This window comes from Mycobacterium sp. NGS69 (genome assembly GCF_059812165.1).
In genome coordinates this window covers 343,229-356,773 of record NZ_JCALCD010000003.1, presented here as the reverse complement: position 1 = coordinate 356,773, position 13,545 = coordinate 343,229, and the positions used below count along the sequence as shown (strand labels likewise).

General features: G+C 67.0%; 13 protein-coding genes. 3 read left to right on the top strand and 10 right to left on the bottom strand.

Annotated elements, in window-relative coordinates; translation table 11 throughout:
• Window positions 1-53 precede the first annotated feature (53 nt).
• Window positions 54-1,346, top strand: a complete 1,293-nt coding sequence (locus tag AC5Y2S_RS10985) for an NRAMP family divalent metal transporter (RefSeq protein ID WP_499956191.1) — start codon at window positions 54-56, stop codon at window positions 1,344-1,346.
• On the opposite strand, the gene AC5Y2S_RS10980 is transcribed toward AC5Y2S_RS10985, so the two are convergent.
• From AC5Y2S_RS10980 to AC5Y2S_RS10970, 3 genes are read right to left on the bottom strand one after another with little or no spacing between them, the layout of a single operon-like run.
• Complete coding sequence (locus tag AC5Y2S_RS10980) at window positions 1,343-2,332, bottom strand: cation diffusion facilitator family transporter (RefSeq protein ID WP_499956190.1); 990 nt, start codon at window positions 2,330-2,332, stop codon at window positions 1,343-1,345. The two genes, AC5Y2S_RS10985 and AC5Y2S_RS10980, sit on opposite strands and share 4 nt — an antisense overlap.
• Window positions 2,333-2,346: 14 nt before the next feature.
• The gene (locus AC5Y2S_RS10975) at window positions 2,347-3,675 is read right to left on the bottom strand and encodes an ATP-binding protein (RefSeq protein WP_499956189.1); all 1,329 of its coding nucleotides are present in this window, start codon (window positions 3,673-3,675) and stop codon (window positions 2,347-2,349) included.
• A 2-nt stretch (window positions 3,676-3,677) separates the two neighbouring features.
• A complete protein-coding gene (locus tag AC5Y2S_RS10970) occupies window positions 3,678-4,373 on the bottom strand; it encodes a response regulator transcription factor (RefSeq protein ID WP_499956188.1) in 696 nt (231 codons plus the stop codon).
• Between the two features lie 152 nt (window positions 4,374-4,525).
• Between AC5Y2S_RS10970 and AC5Y2S_RS10965 the strand changes: the two genes are divergently transcribed.
• Window positions 4,526-5,497 carry a DUF1259 domain-containing protein gene (locus tag AC5Y2S_RS10965; RefSeq protein ID WP_499956187.1) on the top strand — a complete coding sequence of 324 codons (972 nt, stop codon included), beginning with the start codon at window positions 4,526-4,528 and terminating at the stop codon, window positions 5,495-5,497.
• On the opposite strand, the gene chrA is transcribed toward AC5Y2S_RS10965, so the two are convergent.
• The 4 genes from chrA to AC5Y2S_RS10945 all read right to left on the bottom strand — a co-directional run bounded on the left by chrA (window position 5,498) and on the right by AC5Y2S_RS10945 (window position 8,664).
• Window positions 5,498-6,694, bottom strand: coding sequence for a chromate efflux transporter (gene chrA, locus AC5Y2S_RS10960; RefSeq protein ID WP_499956186.1), 1,197 nt, complete (start codon window positions 6,692-6,694; stop codon window positions 5,498-5,500). It lies immediately after the preceding gene.
• Between the two features lie 67 nt (window positions 6,695-6,761).
• Complete coding sequence (locus AC5Y2S_RS10955; RefSeq protein ID WP_499956185.1) at window positions 6,762-7,142, bottom strand: hypothetical protein; 381 nt, start codon at window positions 7,140-7,142, stop codon at window positions 6,762-6,764.
• 14 nt (window positions 7,143-7,156) lie between these two features.
• The gene (locus AC5Y2S_RS10950; protein ID WP_499956184.1) at window positions 7,157-7,453 is read right to left on the bottom strand and encodes a PepSY domain-containing protein; all 297 of its coding nucleotides are present in this window, start codon (window positions 7,451-7,453) and stop codon (window positions 7,157-7,159) included.
• 128 nt (window positions 7,454-7,581) lie between these two features.
• Window positions 7,582-8,664, bottom strand: a complete 1,083-nt coding sequence (locus tag AC5Y2S_RS10945) for an MBL fold metallo-hydrolase (RefSeq protein ID WP_499956183.1) — start codon at window positions 8,662-8,664, stop codon at window positions 7,582-7,584.
• Between the two features lie 320 nt (window positions 8,665-8,984).
• On the opposite strand from AC5Y2S_RS10945, the gene AC5Y2S_RS10940 reads away from it, so the two are divergent.
• Window positions 8,985-10,142: an adenylate/guanylate cyclase domain-containing protein gene (locus AC5Y2S_RS10940; protein ID WP_499956182.1), complete on the top strand. Its 1,158-nt coding sequence runs from the start codon at window positions 8,985-8,987 to the stop codon at window positions 10,140-10,142.
• 28 nt (window positions 10,143-10,170) lie between these two features.
• Here the strand turns inward: AC5Y2S_RS10940 and AC5Y2S_RS10935 are convergent, their stop codons facing one another.
• The 3 genes from AC5Y2S_RS10935 to AC5Y2S_RS10925 all read right to left on the bottom strand — a co-directional run bounded on the left by AC5Y2S_RS10935 (window position 10,171) and on the right by AC5Y2S_RS10925 (window position 13,373).
• On the bottom strand, window positions 10,171-11,682 hold the full coding sequence (locus AC5Y2S_RS10935; protein WP_499956181.1) for an ABC transporter permease: 1,512 nt from the start codon (window positions 11,680-11,682) through the stop codon (window positions 10,171-10,173).
• Window positions 11,682-12,341, bottom strand: coding sequence for an ATP-binding cassette domain-containing protein (locus tag AC5Y2S_RS10930; protein WP_499956520.1), 660 nt, complete (start codon window positions 12,339-12,341; stop codon window positions 11,682-11,684). Before AC5Y2S_RS10930 ends, AC5Y2S_RS10935 begins: the two co-directional genes overlap by 1 nt.
• Before the next feature lie 285 nt (window positions 12,342-12,626).
• Complete coding sequence (locus AC5Y2S_RS10925) at window positions 12,627-13,373, bottom strand: YoaK family protein (RefSeq protein ID WP_499956180.1); 747 nt, start codon at window positions 13,371-13,373, stop codon at window positions 12,627-12,629.
• Window positions 13,374-13,545 lie beyond the last annotated feature (172 nt).

Genomic DNA, 13,545 nt, shown 5'->3' with positions numbered 1-13,545 from the left:
AGGCTAAGTTGGACGGGTCTGTCGCTGCCGCCGCACGAAGGAGCTAGCCGAGGGTGACCGAAACAACCACACCGGTGGCCGACGCGTCGGACCAGCCGCCCGAATCAGCCTCCCGCCGCGGCCGGTGGCTGCGCTGGGGCCTGCTGACGGTGTGGGGCCCGGGCCTGGTCGTGATGCTGGCCGACACGGACGCGGGTTCGCTGATCACCGCGTCGCAGTCCGGCGCCCAGTGGGGCTATCGGATGGTCCTGCCGCAGCTGATCCTGATGCCCATCCTCTACGTCGTGCAGGAAATGACCGTCCGGCTGGGCATCGTCACGAAGAAGGGGCACGGCGCGCTGATCCGGGAGCGGTTCGGCCGCTTCTGGGCGTGGGTTTCGGCGTTCACCCTGTTCGCGTCGTCGATCGGGGCGTTGCTCACCGAGTTCGCCGGCGTCGCCGGCGTCGGAGAGCTGTTCGGCGTCTCGCGCTGGGTGAGCATCCCGGTCGCCACCGCCGCACTGCTGGCTTTGGCGCTGACCGGCAGCTACCGGCGCGTGGAACGCATCGGCCTCGTCATCGGCTCGGCCGAGCTGGCATTCCTGGTCGCGATGGTGATGGCGCGGCCCGAGCCCAAAGCCTTTGTGGAGGGCCTGAAGTCGATGCCGCTGGGCAACTCGTCGTATCTGCTGCTGGTCGCCGCCAACGTCGGCGCCGTCATCATGCCCTGGATGGTCTTCTACCAGCAGGGCGCGGTGGTCGACAAGCACCTGTCGGTGGCCACGATCCGCCAGGCCCGCAATGACACCGCCGCCGGCGCCGTGCTGACCCAGCTGATCATGATCTCGGTGGTGGTCACCGTCGCCTCGACGATCGGGGCCCACAACGGCGAGACCGCGCTGAACACCGTCGGCGACATCGCCGACGCGCTCACGCCGTACCTGGGCCGCGTCGGCGGCACGGTCCTGTTCGGGCTGGGCATGCTGGGCGCGGCGCTGGTCGCCGCGATCGTGGCGTCCCTCGCCGGCGCGTGGGGACTGTCCGAGGTCTTCGGCTGGAAGCACACCCTCAACGAGCGGCCCAACCGGGCGACCGCGAAGTTCTACATCACCTACGGGCTCGCCCATGTCATCGGCGCGGCGCTCGTGCTGGCCAGCGTCGACCTGGTCAACCTGGCCGTCGACGTCGAGGTGATGAACGCCTTGCTGCTGCCCATCGTGTTGGGCCTGCTGTTGGCGTTGGAATCCCGCGCGCTGCCCGAGGAGTGGCGCATGCGCGGGCCGCGCAAATACATCGCGTGGGCCCTGTGCCTCGTCGTGATGGGCTTCGGGCTGTACATGGTTCCGCAGGCCCTGGGTTTGACTTAAGCGCCCGGGTGCGCGGGGTAGGCGTGCACCAGCGCGCTGTCGAGCCGGGGCACGGCGTGGGTGAGTTGGTGTTCGGCGTCGTGCGCGATGCGGTGGGCGTCCTCGAGGCTGGTGTTGGGATCGATGTCCAGCTCGGCATCGGCGTGCAGGCGGTGCCCGATCCAGCGCATGCGGACGCGGCGCACGCTGCGGACGCCAGGCCGGGCGGCCAGGGTTGCCTCGGCGGTGTCGATGAGCTCGGGGTCCACGGCGTCCATCAGCCGGCGGAAGATGTCGCGCACGGCGCCGCGCAGCACGGCCAGGATCGCCACCGTGATGATCAGGCCGACGATCGGGTCCGCCAGCGGGTAGCCGAGCGCGACGCCCCCGGCCCCGAAAAGCACTGCCAGCGAGGTGAATCCGTCGGTGCGGGCGTGCAGTCCGTCAGCGACCAGGGCGGCCGACCCGATGCGGCGGCCGATCCGGATCCGGTACATGGCGACGACCTCGTTGCCGAGGAAGCCGATCACACCGGCGGCGGCGACCCAGCCGACGTGCTCGATGGCGACGGGGTGGATCAGACGCAGGACGGCTTCGTAGCCGGCGACGATCGCCGACAGCGTGATCATGCCGATCACGAATAAGCCGGCGATGTCCTCGGCCCGGCCGTAGCCATAGGTATAGCGCCGCGTCGCCGGTCGGGTGCCCAACGCGAACGCGACCCACAGCGGGACCGCCGTCAGGGCGTCCGAGAAGTTGTGGATGGTGTCGGCGGCCAGGGCGATCGATCCGGAGATGACGGCGATGACGACCTGCACGATCGCGGTCGCGCCCAGCCCGACGAGGCTGACTTTGACCGCCCGGATGCCGATGGAGCTGGATTCCAGGGCGGTGTCGACGCTGTCGGCGGCGTCGTGGCTGTGCGGGACCAGGAGCTGCGACACGATGCCACGAATGCCGTGGGCGTGTTCGTGCCCATGGTCGTGGGCATGGCTATCTGCATGCATACGCAGATAATAAGTTACTTCTCGTCGGGAGGAAACCGCACCGTGATTTCGGCGCCGCCGTCGTTGTGGTTGGCGGCGGTGACGGTGCCGTGATTGCGCCGCGTGAGGGTCTCGACGATGGCCAGTCCGAGCCCGGTGCCCCCCGTGGTCCGCGCGCTGTCGGCGCGGGTGAATCTCTGAAAGGCGTGGGGGAGGAAGCCGGAGGGGAATCCGGGGCCGTGGTCGGTGACGCGGATCTCGACGCCGTCCGTGGTGGCCTGGACGCGGATCGCGATCGGTGGGGCGCCGTGCTGGACGGCGTTGTCGATGAGATTGCCGAAGATCCGATCGACATCATCGGGGTCGGCGCGCACATATTGGCCCGCGGGGCAATCAATGTCGAGCTGCCCGTCGAGATTATAGTGGTAGCGCTCGGCGATCTCGCGCAGGCGGGCGCCCAGGTCGATGGTCGGCGCGTCGGCCGAGCGGCCGGTGTCTGCGACGGTGAGCAGGTCGCGCGCCAATCGGGATAGCCGAGTGGTCTCGTGCAGGGCCGAGCGCACCGCGGCGAGCAGTTCCGGGTTGCTTCGTGGGCGCCGCAGGGCCAGTTCCAATTCGGTGGTCAGCAAGCTCAGCGGGGTGCGAAGTTCATGGCCGGCGTCGATCACGAATTGCCGTTCTCGCTCCAGCGCGTCCTGCAACCGCTGTAGGAGTTCATTCAACGTCGTTCCGAGCTGGTGGATTTCGTCGCGGGCCGGTGGCACGGGCAGGCGGGCGTGCGCATCGGTGGCGCTGATCCCGGCGGCGCGAGCGCGCATGCGCTCGACCGGCCGAAGCGCGGCGGCCGCCAGGAGGTAGGCGCCAATTGCGGTGGCCAACAATAAGATCGGGAAACTGACCGCCAGCTCGTCACGCAGATCCGCGACCGCGGCATCGCGGTCGGCCAGGCTCTGGGCCGCCACGACGACCCGTCCGCCGGGGCCCGGGCCCGCCGCCACCCGCACCGGGCCCTCCATATCGCCCAGGCGAGGGCGGTCGGAGGTCATCTGTCCTCGCCGTGCGGTGTCCAGCTGTGCGGGTGAGAGCGCCGCCTGCCCGGCGAGATTCGACGTCGCGGTCAGCACCTGGCCGCCGGGGGCGACGATCTGCTGGGCGGTGTCGGGGTCGCCGCCGGCCAGCAACGGATCGTCGTCCGCGGCGATCGGGCGCAGATTGGCCAACTGGGTGGACAGCGACTCGGTGATCGCCGTATCGAGCGACTCTCTCGTGTGGTGGACGGTGAAAGCGGCAACGGCCAACAGCACCAGTGCCATGACGGCGGTGAAGGCGGCGGCGAGCCTGATCCGGATCGGCCAGCGGCGCATCGTCAGCCCGCTATCTCGGGCGCGCCGCCGTCGGTGCGCATCCGATAGCCAATGCCGCGGACGGTCTCGATGGAGCGCACCCCGAACGGCCGATCGATCTTGTCACGCAGCGCGCGGATGTGGACGTCGATGACATTGGAACGAGATTCGTAGGCGAAGTCCCAGCAGTGTTCGATCAGCAGCTCTCGGGTCAGCACCGTGCCGGGTCGGCGCATCAGCAGTTCGAGGAGCCCGAACTCCTTTGTGGTGAGCTCGATTTCGATATCGCCGCGCCAGCATCTGCGGCTGGCGGGGTCGGCGCGCAGCGCTCCGACGGTCAACACGGTGGGTCGCGGGGTCGGTCCGCGGCGGATCAGCGATCGCAGGCGGGCGAACAGCTCCTCGAGGTGAAAAGGCTTGGTGAGGTAGTCGTCGGCACCGCCGTCAAGCCCGGCGACCCGGTCGACGACGGCGCCCCGGGCGGTGAGCATCAGCACCGGCACCCAATTCTGCCGGCTGCGCCATTTCCGGCAGATGTCAAAGCCGGACATGCCCGGCAGCATCACGTCCAGCACGACCGCGTCGTAGTCGCAGACCGTGGCGGCGTGGTAACCGCTGGGGCCGTCGGCCGCGACATCGACGGCATAGCCGTCTTCGATCAGGCCGCGGCGCAACAAATCGGCCATCTTGGGTTCGTCCTCGACCACCAGCACACGCACGGTTGACCATCCTCTCTGCGCTCGGTGTCGTGCCGACTCCATCATCGCCTTTAACCGGGTAAGGCAGGTGTAGTCGGCGTTGATGAAGCCACGATGAGGACGCCACACTGGGCTTCATCGTGGCTTCATCAAAGGGCGATAGACCGTGCCCTATGGCCAGGAAACGAGTGGGCGCCTTGCGCACCGTCGCGATGGCTGCGGCGGTGGCGCTGGTGCTGGCGGGTTGTGGTTCGGGCTCCAAGGGAGGTGCCGGTAGCAGCACAGTCCAATCCGGCAATCCGCGGTCGGCGGCGACGACGACCGATGCCGACTGGAAGCCGGTGGCCGACGCGCTGGGACGTGCCGGCAAGCTGGGCGACAACAACACCGCCTATCGAGTCGCATTGGTGCGCAACGATCTTCAGGTCACCACCGACGGTGTCCCGATCAAACCGGGATTGTCCCTGGGCGGGTATGCGGCGTTCGCACGCTACGACGACAACCAGACGCTGCTGATGGGCGATCTGGTGGTCACAGAGGCCGAGCTACCGAAGGTCACCGACGCCCTACAGGCTCACGGCATCGCGCAGACCGGGCTGCATAAGCATCTGCTGCAACAAACCCCGCCGGTGTGGTGGACGCACGTTCATGGCATGGGCGACGCCGTACAGCTCGCCCAAGGGCTCAAGGCCGCGCTGGACGCGACCTCGATCGGCCCGGCCACCCCGCCGCCGGCACAGCAACCGCGCGTCGACATCGATACCGCGGGTGTCGAGCAGGCGTTGGGCCGCAAGGGAACTCCCGACGGCGGATTGTTCAAGTACAGCATCCCCCGCAAGGACACCATCGTCGAGGACGGGCGCGCGCTGCCGCCGGCGTCGTTGAACCTGACGACAGTGATCAACTTTCAGCCAGTCGGGGGTGGCCGGGCGGCGATCAACGGCGACTTCATCCTGATCGCGCCCGAGGTGCAGAAGGTCATCCAGGCGTTGCGCGCCGGCAACATCCAGATCGTCGAACTGCACAACCATGGCCTCACCGAGGAACCCCGCCTGTTCTACATGCATTACTGGGCGGTCGACGACGCCGTGGCGCTTGGCAGGGCGCTGCGCCCGGCGCTGGACGCGACGAATCTGCGGTCGTGATCAGGCGGGGGCGGTTCCGAACAGCAGGATGCCAAGCGCTCCCGTCGCGACGACGACGTACGGCTCTTTGACCTTGAATCGCCACAGCACGCCCAGCGTCACCACGGCGATGCCGGCGGTGATCCAGTCGGTGACGGCTTGGCGAGTCAGGACCACAACGGCGCCGCAGAGTGCCCCGCCGGCGGCGGCGGTGGCGCCGGCGACGAAGGCGCGCACCTGGGCATTGTCGCGGTGGCGTAAGAACCAGCGGCCGGGCACGACGACGCCGAGATAGATCGGGGTGAAGATGGCAACGCTCGAGACGATCGCCCCGGGCAATCCCGCGACCAGGTAGCCGATGAAGCCGGCGCTGATCACGACCGGTCCCGGGGTGATCAGCCCGATGGCCACGGAATCGAGAAACTGGCTGTTGGTCAGCCAGTGGTGCTGGTCGACGACACCGGCGCGCATGAACGGCACGATCGCCAGCCCCGATCCGAACACGATGGCCCCGGTTTTCAGGAAGAACAGCGCGAGCGATGCCAGCGTCCCCCCGCCGGCCAGCGTGCCGAGCCCGATGACCAGCGGCATGGGTTTGGCGTTATCCTCCTTTCCAGCAACGTCTTTCGAGGGTTTGCGGCGGCGTAGCCGGATGCGTGGCCGGGCGTCGAGCAGGATCATCAACACACCCGCGCCGACGATGACGAGCACCGGTTCAGACCCCGTGAGCGCGGTCAGCGCAAACACTACGGCGCTGATGCTCCACAGCCGCCAGTCCCGGCCGTCGGTGAGCTTGATCAGCTTGATCGCGGCGATCGTGATGATCGCCATCACGGCCGGGGCGATTCCGTAGAACAGCGCCTGCACGACATGCGAGCCCGAGTAGTGCGAGTAGACGGCGCCCACGGCCACCACGATGGCGAACGAGGGTGCGACGAAGGCCGCCGCGACCGCGGCGGCGCCATGGGCGCCGCGGCGCAGGTAGCCGACCCACATCGCGACCTGCGCCGCCAGCGGGCCGGGCATGGTCTGTCCGAGGGCGACGCCGTCAAGGAAGTCCTGACGGTTGATCCATTGCCGCCGTTCGACCAGGTCGCGCTGCATATAGCCGACGGTGGCGATCGGTCCGCCGAACCCGATCGCGCCGAGCTTGAGGAAGTAGGCGAGGATCCGGCCGAACCCAACGGGCGCGCCGGGTTCCTCGTCGGGCTCACTCATATCGAGTATGTAACCTCGTTTGCATTCGATGGGCGACCGCTGAGCGCGCCGTGCGGCTATGTTCCGTTCAGATGGTGACGACGTTGACGAGCAGCGCTATGGCAACCGCAAGCGCGCGGGCTTGGCCGTAACGACGCGGATCGGCGGACGACCGGAGATCGGCGTATGCCGAGAGGAAGACGTAGGTCATGACCGGTGCCAGCCAGTCGTTGGCGGAAAAGCCGGGGAGGCCGTCGCTATTCAGTTGCGGCGTGTTGGACGAAATCCGCCACAGGAAGACCGCGACCCCGCTGAGGACGCCGACCATCACGACGTCGGGCCAGGCAGACCGCGGCAACCGCCACGCCGCCACCGCGAGTGCTAGCACGCCGGTCAGCGCGCCGGTGAGTGCGATGTGTGCCGCGCTAAAGCTACCTGCCTCTACGGCGAGACTGATTGGCGCGCCCACGGTTTGAGTGGACGTCAATCGTTGTCCGGGGCTTCGGTGCCCACGAAGCGGAAGCCCTGATCCAGGTGCACCTCCACCTGGGTGCCGTCGGTTTTGGTGACGAGAACCCCGTAATAGGCGGCGCCCTCATTGGTTTCCTTTTCGACCTTCCCAGCCTTGCCCGGTATCGCTTGTACCGCCGCGGCGCGGGCCTGGTCCGCGGCCGGGCCGGTGATTTCCTGGTCATCGGCGGCGGCGACGCCGACGCCTGCGGCCGCGGCCAAGACGGTGGCGGCTGCGACGCCAATGCCGATCCTCGTTCTGACTCTCATCGATCCATCCCTTCTCGTCCGGAAGCCCGGTTGCGAGAGCGACGCTAACGCCGGCACATGAAGCCAGGATGAATGTGATCGAATTCGTTTGTATAGCAGTGAAACCGCTTGCATGGCCAACACCTGGTTCAGGCGGATCGTGCGCTGCGCAGTTCTAGGCGCGAGCCCACGCTGTTGGGGATATAGGCATCCGGCATCGCTCCGGCAATCGCGTGCGCGGCGCGCCATCCGGTGCAGTGGGCGGGGATGACGGTCGCCGCACCGGTCGCGACCAGCGCGTCGACGGTGGGTTTGATGATCGGCTCGAACGCCGGGCCGCTGAGGTGAAAGCCCCCGACCACGGCGGCGACGTTGTCGATGCCGGTGAGGCGGCGCGCGTAGCGGACGATGTTGACGATGCCGGCGTGCCCGCAGCCCGTGAGCACCACCAAGCCATGGTCGGCGACGTTGATGATGAGCGCCTGGTCGTCGAGGATCAGCGGATCCGGTTCCCAGGCAGCGTTGGCCAGGGCCTCGTGAAACGGCATGCCGTGTTCGAAGTCGCTGGTGCGGTCCACCTCACCGGTGATGAGCACCGAATCGTCGAAGAGCAACGAGGGCTGGCGCCGTTCGACGATGTCCAGGCCGGCCTGCTGCAGCGCCGCGCGAGACGGTGAGGGAAGTTCGAGTTCGAGCAGCCCGGGAATGGCGATGCGACGCTTGGTGAACGCGCCCGGGTGCACGACCAGTGGCAGGTTCGACGGGCCCACCGTGCGGACGAATCCGTCAAGCCCGGTCACATGGTCGGAGTGCCCATGGCTGAGCACCACCAGCTCAATATCGAACGGGGACAACCCGAGTCGGCGCATGTTCTCGGACAACCCGGTCGGGGTCATGCCGGCGTCGAACAGCAGGTGGTGGTCGTGGCCGTTGCGCGTGACGGTGACCAGCATCGAGAACCCGTGCTCGGCCAACGGAATGTCATACGCCTCACCGGTGTCCAGCAGATTGGTCGGCAGACGTGATGCGGTGGTGGCGGCGAGCAGGCCGTGCCGGCGTACCGGTCCCTGATCCGTCAGCAGCAGGTCGGTGTTGTTGTCCACCAACGTGGTGAGCACGACGGCGTCGACGGGGGAAAGGGCGATGGGATCCGTTGGCGCCTGGGCCGGTTCGGGATGGATCCGTGGCACGGCCGCGGGCCCGGGATGGTGGTGGTGGGGTTCTGTGCACATCGCTGGCCTCCCTATTCGGATGCTTCGCACGGTAGCCGCCCGCCACCAGTGGCGGTCAGAGCCGTTTGGCCCTTCTGCCGCGCACGGTGCCGCCATAGCATGAATCGATGGCCGGGCCGTGGAGTCTGGACGCACTGGCCGCCGCTTCCGGTGAGTCGGCCGATGGCCTTCGCCGTTACGTCCGAGTTGGGTTGCTGCGCGAGCAACCCGATGGCGACCTCGAGCCCGGTTCCCTGCACCGCGTCCGGCTGATCCAATTCGCACGCGCCCGAGGAGTCGACGACGATCGGCTGGCGGCGGTGGCCGCCGACCAAGGCGACGTGCTGGGCGTTTTCGACGAACTCGATCCGGGCGACGACCCGGCCGCCGACTTGGCCGCCGCCGCGCGGGAGCTGGGCCTCGATGCGAAGACGACGGCCGAACTGGCCGACATTATGGGCTGGGACAGCCTCACCGGCACCGAGTCCGACGCCAGCGCGCTGCGCGTTTTCGCGCAGGCGTTGGAGTTAGGTATGCCGCGTGACGCGCTGATGCAGATCGTGCGGGCGCTCGCAGACCACACCGATCGGCTCGCCGATGCCGAGGTGCGCACGTTCCACGATTACGTCCATGAGCGATTCCGCAGCCAAGGGCTCGTTGGCCCTCAGCTGCTGGACGCCACGCGCTCCGTTGGCAAACCCGTGCTGGCGCTGGCCGAGCCGGCGCTGCTGTACTTTCACCGCCGCGCATATCGGCGTGCTTACCGCGAAGACATGCTGCGGCATCTTGCCGAAGACGCCACCCCTGCCGCCACGGCACCAGGTGAGGAATACGCCAGCGTGCTGTTTGTCGATCTGGCCAGCTTCACTCCGCTGACGGCAACCATGGGAGATCACGTGGCCGCCAACGTCCTAGGACGGTTTGGCGCCACGGTGCGTGGCGGCGCCGGCCGACACCACGGGCGGATCGTCAAGCAGATCGGCGATGCGTTCATGCTGACGTTCGACCAGCCGGTCGACGCCATCGAATTCGGTTTGGACATGGATCGTTTCGTCGACGCGGAGCCGCAATTTCCCGCCCTGCACATCGGTGCGCACCATGGCCGCGTCCTGTACCGGGAAGGCGACTATCTGGGCGGCACGGTCAATCTGGCGGCGCGCGTGGCATCGGCCGGTGCGGCGGGACAATTTCTGATCACCCAGGAGCTGCGCGACGCCGCGGGCGAGGTCGCCGAGGCCGAACTCGTGCCCTTGCCGCCGCGGCGGCTCAAGGGACTTCGCCATCCGCTGCGCCTGACCGAAGTCCGCCGCCGCGGCCCCAGGCGAGCCGGCCGGCAGACCGACCCGGTGTGCGGCCTGCTACTTCATCCGGAAGACGTCGCGGTCACAACCACTTGGCGCGGAGCGACTTTCGCGTTCTGTTGTGAGCTGTGCAAGGACACCTTCACCGATGATCCCGCCCAATTCGCAACCACAGCGCCCGATTTGCGATCCGACTGACCGTGCGCAGGCCGGCTGCTAGGCGCGGTTAGCCCATCGGGCGCGTCCAGGGCTTGGCTCGCAGGAGCGTCACTGCCGCCAGAAGGAGTAGTCCGCCCAACCAGGCCAACGCGACCAGTAGGGATCCGGTTTGGGTGAATTGCTTAGTCAGCCCGGTGTCGAACAGCACCTTGGTCACGCCGTAGCCGGGCAAGAAGTCGGCCCAAGCTGCTGGTGTGGGTCGCAGCATCGGGCTTTGAATGATGCCCAGGTCGAGGAATGGGATAAGGAACGCCACGAACACACCGGCGACCTTGCCCAGGAGGGGGCCGACGATGACACCGATCAGCGCATAGGTCCCGGCAACTAGCAGGTTGGCACCGGCGTACCCCGCCCACTGTTTGGCATCGAACACAGCCGCGGTGACCAGCATCGTGGCCGCTGTGATCACGATGGCGGCCCCGGCGACAACGCCGAGCCGGGCCGCGAGGATGGCGCCGGTGCGGTAGCCGGCCAACCGCAGCCGCTCATCCCCGTCAGCGGCATCGACAACCACGAACATGCCCACGAGCGCTGCCAGTGCGCCGATCCCGATCGGGGCCATGACCCCCCCGTGGATGTCTGGGAACCAGAAAATGTGATTCGCGTTGACGCCGTTTTCGGTGACCGCCACCGCGATGCTGCGTGGGGGGGTGGTGGCCCGGGCCAGCAGCACGAACGCCGCCGGCACGATCACCAGTAACACCAGCAAGACTGGGTTGCGACCCAGATCGACCAATCCGAACCGCAGCGCGGTCAAGAATTGCCCCGATGAGCGCTGCCGCCGGCGCGCGGTGCGCGATCCGGTGGCCACAACTACCCCGGCTACCACAAGGGCGCCGATCACCCACACCAGGGAGAGGCCGAGATCACCGAAGCGTCCGGCGTGATGCGAGGGCGTGCCCGCCATCCACAGCGTGACGAAGTGGGTGGGGAACCACCGGGTGAACAGATAGTCGCCGCCGCTCCCGGCGGGTCCCACGAATACATCGAGCAGCCAGATCAACAGGATGACCACCGCGCCGTTGACCGGATTGCCGACGGCCACCCCGACGAGCGCGCCGATCGCCAGGTAGACCAGCGCGAACATCAGAGTGCCGGCGATCACCCGACCAGGGTCGTCGATGCCGGTGCGTACCGCCAGCGCACCCAGCGCCGCCGCGGAAACCAGCCCTGCCATCAGCAGGCCCGTGGCCGCCCGGGCGGCCAGTAGCCGCGACACCCGCAGCCCAGCTAGCAGCAACCGCTTGTCGGCGGCGCGAGCCGAGCGGATCTGGAAGTACATCGCCAACCCCGACAGAAACCCGGCGGCCCACCCCGCCGTCGCGGTCTCCGTCGCCATGCCGGGCCTACCTCGCAACAACTGCATGGCATCAGCGATCGAAGCCGCCGCCACCAGCACAAAGACCAGCGGCACCAGGACCAGCATGATCAGATTTACCGGGTTGCGCACATACTCCGTGGCGAAACTGCGTGTCAAAAGCAGTGTCGGGCGCCATTGTTCATGCGCGGCGGTCGTCATCAGTCAACCTCTTGCACGTTGCACTGCCCTTCGCACTGGCCGGCGCACAATTGCCCATCGCACAGCCTAAGGATGCGATCGAACCGTTGCTCGTCGGTCACAAAATGGCTGATGATCAAAACGGATCTACCGGCGGCGCGGCGTGCGGCCACCAGATCCCAGAACTTCAGATAGGTGTCCCAATCGAATCCTGCGTAGGGCTCATCCAGCAGCAGCACCGGCGGATCGGCCAGCATCGCCAGGGTGAGGTTGAGCTTGGCCAGCGTGCCGCCGGACAGGCGATCCGCCCGCGTGCCCGCGTATCGCTCAAAGCCCAACGCCCCGTAAAGGTCTCGTCGCGCACGTCGTTCGGCCTCATGAGTCATTCGATAGGCGCGGGCGAATAATTCGATGTGCTCATCACACGTCAGCCGCTCGTAGACCACCGGTCGTTGCGGGCAGTATCCCAGCACTCCGGTACGCGTCACGGTGCCGGCGTCGGCGGCCAACTCGCCGACCAAGATTTTCATGATCGTCGACTTGCCCGAGCCGTTCTCACCAACCAACCCAACTACTTCACTGGGGCCCAAGTTCAGATCCACGCCACGCAGCACCTGGTGGCGCCGCCAAAACGGCCAAACGCCGCGCCGGAAGAACTTTTCGACACCCTCGGCAGTCAGTAACGGGCCGGATTCGGTTTCACGCGGCCGCGGAGTCGTCACCGCGGCGCCGCTTGCTGGCTCATTCACGGCTGCCTCCTCGACACCCTCCAGCGTCAATTGCTTCTCGAGTCCGTGTGGCTGTGGTCAGCGTTGGTGATGTTTGCGGTCGATACTGCCGTGCTGCTCGGCGCGGGACCAGAGAACAAGGGCCGAGGCGTCCGGGACCAAAGTCATTGGCTCATGGGGACAAGCGGAGCCGACGTGAGCGGCGTCTAACCAGACGACGCTATGGCCGGCAATCCATCAACGCGGCGTCTTTCGCATCATCTTTGGAAATGGGCGGTTAGGCGGACTTCCGCCATTCGACTCCCTCACGAGTGCGCGGCGGTCACCGTGGAAATAGGTGTATCCGGCGGCTATCGAACACACGACCGTCGCGACCGCCAACATCTGGGATCCGTTGGCGACCAGGCTAATCAACCCGCCGATGACGGCACCCAAAATGAAGCCCATGTATAGCAGAAAGTATCCCAACCACGCGGCCGCCGAGCCGCCACTGATGTGACGTTCAATGCCCTGGCCCATCTTCACGAGTGTCCCGGTCACGTAGCTCAGCGGGGTCGACACCTCGCCATCCTTGACAAATGAGGTATTGAGAGCGCCAATTCCGAACGCAACGAAAATGATTGGCGCAAAGGAGAGTTCGCCCATCGCCGACCACCCGTGTGTGGCGACGCAGACAGTGGTGGCGACTGCCAGTGACAAAGCTGTGAGCACCGTCGGGCCATGAGGATGCGCCACCCACAGATGGCGCCGGCACAATGACGCGACTACTACGCCGCTGAGAAAGGCCGCCAACAGCACCGCCGCCGTCAGAACGAGCCAGGGTTGGTGACGAAAGTATCCCAACGCGGCACGTTCCGTGTTTCCGGTCATGAACGTTACGAAGTATCCGGCGGAGTGAGTGAACGCCGTGGCACCGATCAGCCCGGCCAGCGCGGCCAGGACCCACGACAATCGTGTTTCGCTGTCGAATCTCTCACGCATCACGGTCGCTAATGCTGGGAGCGCCGGGGTCCCTGAAGGTGATCAGTCGTTGCACGTGCAATCGGGGTGACCGCAGTTGCAGCCGCCCGCTTGCGTGCAGGCGGATTCGCCGCAAGTACAACCGGTGGATTTGCAGTGGCAGATGTGAGTTTCGTTCATGTCTTAGACGGTACCC